We start from the raw sequence: 4,058 nt of genomic DNA, 5'->3' as shown, positions 1-4,058 counted from the left end.
AATGAAGGGCATCTGAATTGCGAAAACCATCTTCAGTTTTGTCACAACCGGCAGCAACGGGCTTATAGCCAATTGTTGATAATTCTTGTGCTGCTAAAGCTTGTAAAACGGCTTTAGAAACTACTGTTTTTCCTACTTCGGTATCCGTACCTGCAATAAATAATGCATCAATCATAATTGAATAACCCCTAAACAAACTTGATATGTTGCTGGTAAGAAACCTTGGTGGTTTTGAAACTTTCGATATTCTTGTTCGACAAGCCGTAACATTCGACGACTCGTTAACCCATGTGAGCGACCACTTACGTGGTTAGCGCCGATCCCTTTAAGATCACGCATCAATTCAAAAGCTGTATCATACCAAACGGTGATGGACGGCAAGTCTAGATGATGGTTATGACAACTAGCTTGAGCTAACGCAATTTTTACCTGATTGGATGAAATAAATTGGTTTACGTGTTGATATGAATCAATTTCACTCCACGATTTCTCTAATTCATGAAGAGATCCGTCGAGCAAAGTTGAAAAAGCCAACTTACCTCTCATTTTGGTCACGCGCTTCATTTCACGCAATGGATACGACAAATCATCACACCACTGCAGTGCGAGACTTGAAAATACGAGATCAAACGTGCCATTTTCAAAAGGCAGTTGTTCAGCATCAGCTTGTTGATAACTGGAAACCTGTTCCCCACAACGAAGTTTGGCCTGCTGCAACATACCTTCAGATAAATCAGCACACGTAACGATTGCGCCTCTCAAAGCAAGTTGCTGCGAGAAATAGCCAGTACCACAGCCAAGGTCGAGAATTGAGAGTCCAGAAAGATCGCTTGGCAACGATTCCAACAAACGGTAGCCCACATCACGTTGAAATTGAGCATGCCTATCATATGACTTTGCAGCTTTACCAAATGCTTCAGCAATGGCAGCTTTATCAACCGTATTATAGTTTTCCACTACTACTTCTTGTGACATCAGTGTCATCCTAAATATAAATCTGCTGCTTGGCGTATCGCGCCAGTTAACTTAGTGACTTGCTCAACGTTATGATTGGCGGTCAGCGTCACACGCAGTCTCGCGCCACCTTGAGGAACCGTAGGTGGCCTAATCGCAGTTGTCCATATCTGCTGCTCTTTCAAGTGCTGAGCAATAGACATCGCCGTATCCGCCTCACCACACATAAAAGGTTTGATCGGTGTTTGTGTCTCGACATAACCTGACAGATCACTTAAAGCGTTTCGATAAACCGACTGTAGTTCTTGTAGCTTCTCTCTTCGCCAATCTTGTGTCTGAATCATTTGACATGCATGAGTTAAAGCATGGGCTTGAGAAGGAGGCATTGCCGTTGAGTAAACATGGTGACGTGCGAATTGAGTCAAATAGTCTCCGACTTCCTCTGAGCATAAAATTGCGGCGCCAGATAAACCAAATGCTTTCCCAAACGTCACGACTAACAATTCAGGCTTGATATTCTCGGCATTACAACTACCCGCGCCCTTGTCACCGAGCACGCCAATACCATGAGCATCATCTACTGCCAACCATGCGTTTTGTTTCTGACATAATGCAGCTATTTCAGATAAAGGCGCACAATCACCATCCATACTGAATACACCTTCCGTCACAACCAAAGCACTTTCAGACTGACTTAGAAGACGAGAGAGATTATTGACATTATTATGCTGAAATCGCTTCATGGTTGCGGATGAGAGCATGCCAGCTTCAATCAATGAAGCATGATTTAGCTTGTCTTGGACTAGCGTGTCTTGCTTATCGAGCAACGAAAATATGAGCGCCTGATTTGCACTAAACCCTGAACTAAACAAAATCGCACGATCAAAACCTAGCCATTCACACAGCTTAGATTCAAGGTTTTGGTGGGCGGGGCTAAAACCAGTGACCAGTGGCGACGCGCCACTTCCGACACCATACTTATCGAGCCCATCTTGCCATGCACCAATCAGTGATTTATCGCTCGCTAACCCTAAATAATCATTACTCGAAAAATTAACATAGGACTGACCTGAATCAGACAGAGTTGCTTGATTCGAGTTTACTAAAGACTTGAGCGTTCGAGTTAACCCTTGAGATTTTCTGATCTCAAGGGCTTTATTTATGCGGTTTTTAAACGCTGGCATCGTAGAAAATGTCATCTTTAGTAGGGCGAGCAGCAACGCGCTCAACTACTTGGTCTAACAATTCGTTCTCTTGAATTTCATCTGGCTTTTGAGCCACTTGCTGACTGTTAATACCCAACTTTTTGAAAAGCTGCATATCGGTGTCTTCATCTGGGTTAGGCGTTGTGAGTAGTTTGCAACCGTAGAAGATAGAGTTTGCACCAGCCATGAAACACATCGCTTGCATTTGCTCATTCATATTTTCACGACCAGCCGATAAACGAACAGCCGACATTGGCATCATAATACGTGCAATAGCGATAAGCTTGATGAAGTCGAACGACTCAACATCATCAACATTTTCCATTGGTGTACCCTTCACTTTCACAAGCATGTTGATTGGTACACTTTCAGGATGAACAGGTAAGTTCGCAAGCTCAACCAGTAGACCAGCACGGTCGTTAGTACTTTCGCCCATACCAATAATACCACCAGAACAGATTTTCATACCGGCATCACGAACATGAGAAAGCGTGTCCAAACGGTCTTGATACGTACGCGTTGTAATGATACTTCCGTAGAACTCAGGAGAAGTATCAAGGTTATGGTTGTAGTAATCCAAACCAGCTTCTGATAATTCACCAGCTTGATCCGGAGTCAGCATACCAAGGGTCATACAGGTCTCTAAACCCATGCCTTTTACACCTTTGATCATTTCTGTTAGGTGCGGCATATCGCGTTCTTTCGGGTTTTTCCAAGCAGCACCSATACAAAAGCGAGTTGAACCTGCGTTCTTAGCTTTTTGTGCGGCATCCAGTACGCGTTCAACTTCCATTAAACGTTCTTTATCGACATCGGTGCGGTAGTGCGCACTCTGTGGGCAGTATTTACAGTCTTCGGGACACGCACCCGTTTTAATAGAAAGAAGTGTACTCACCTGTACATGGTTATGTTCTTGGTATTTACGGTGTACAAGCTGAGCTTCAAACATTAGATCCATAAATGGTTTATCAAGTAGTGCTGTAACTTCTGCTACTGTCCAGTCATGACGAACTTCCACGTGTCGTTCCTTATCTTATTTTTTTGGTATAGAGCCAAGCAATCAATAGGCTTGCCTACATTTATGCTTGGATAGTCTACCCACAAGCTTTAGACTGTCAACATATTGAGAATATTAAAAGTTTACATTTGGTTATTTTTTAACCTTCAATCAATTGGAAGTTGTTATGGATCTCGCCTTCGACCGCCAGCACATCTGGCATCCCTATACCTCAACACTGACACCTCTGACCTGCTACCCGGTCACTAATGCTGACGGTGTATACCTTCAATTAGAGAACGGTACGCGCTTAGTTGATGGTATGTCTTCATGGTGGTCAACCATACACGGCTATAATCACCCACACTTAAATGCAGCTGCGCATAGCCAAATAGATAAGATGTCTCATGTGATGTTTGGTGGTATTACGCACGAACCAGCAATTAATGTGTGCAAAAAACTTCTGTCATTAGCTCCAAGTAACCTTGAACACGTATTTTTGGCCGATTCAGGATCCGTTGCTGTCGAAGTCAGCTTAAAAATGGCTCTGCAATATTGGCATGCTAAAGGCGAACCTCGTTCGAAGTTCCTAACACTGAGAGATGGGTATCACGGTGATACTTTTGCCGCGATGTCAGTCACTGATCCCGACAATTCAATGCACAGCCTTTATAAAGGTTTTTTGCCTGAGCACATTTTTGCTTCGTCCCCAAAAACTGGCTATAACCAGGAGTGGGATAAGGCTGACCTTATGGATTTTGAAGATAAAATCGCTCGACACCATAAAGAAGTCGCAGCGGTAATCCTTGAACCGATCGTACAAGGTGCAGGTGGAATGCGTATTTACCACCCTGAATTTTTGCGCCAAGTAAGGCTTCTTTGTGATAAATACAATGTACTAC

At 43.5% G+C, this 4,058-nt stretch carries 5 protein-coding genes; 1 reads left to right on the top strand and 4 read right to left on the bottom strand.

Features of this window, described 5'->3' with window-relative positions:
• The 4 genes from bioD to bioB form a co-directional block, all read right to left on the bottom strand.
• Positions 1 to 196: ATP-dependent dethiobiotin synthetase BioD (gene bioD, locus L4C33_RS20185; protein ID WP_428814193.1), on the bottom strand; the 196-nt coding region annotated here is incomplete at its 3' end.
• Positions 172 to 975, bottom strand: coding sequence for a malonyl-ACP O-methyltransferase BioC (gene bioC / locus L4C33_RS20180; RefSeq protein WP_428814192.1), 804 nt, complete (start codon positions 973 to 975; stop codon positions 172 to 174). The genes bioD and bioC, both read right to left, overlap by 25 nt.
• A gap of 5 nt (positions 976 to 980) precedes the next feature.
• Positions 981 to 2,138: an 8-amino-7-oxononanoate synthase gene (bioF, locus tag L4C33_RS20175; RefSeq protein ID WP_428814191.1), complete on the bottom strand. Its 1,158-nt coding sequence runs from the start codon at positions 2,136 to 2,138 to the stop codon at positions 981 to 983.
• Positions 2,125 to 3,177 carry a biotin synthase BioB gene (gene bioB / locus L4C33_RS20170; protein ID WP_428814190.1) on the bottom strand — a complete coding sequence of 351 codons (1,053 nt, stop codon included), beginning with the start codon at positions 3,175 to 3,177 and terminating at the stop codon, positions 2,125 to 2,127. Before bioB ends, bioF begins: the two co-directional genes overlap by 14 nt.
• Before the next feature lie 166 nt (positions 3,178 to 3,343).
• On the opposite strand from bioB, the gene L4C33_RS20165 reads away from it, so the two are divergent.
• A partial coding sequence (locus tag L4C33_RS20165; RefSeq protein ID WP_428814189.1) for an aminotransferase class III-fold pyridoxal phosphate-dependent enzyme occupies positions 3,344 to 4,058 on the top strand: 715 nt, incomplete at its 3' end.

It is taken from the genome of Vibrio makurazakiensis, assembly GCF_050337375.1.
GTDB classification, from domain to species: domain Bacteria; phylum Pseudomonadota; class Gammaproteobacteria; order Enterobacterales; family Vibrionaceae; genus Vibrio; species Vibrio makurazakiensis.
The sequence above is the reverse complement of the archived record's forward strand: the minus strand, read 5'-3'. Positions and strand labels throughout refer to the sequence as shown.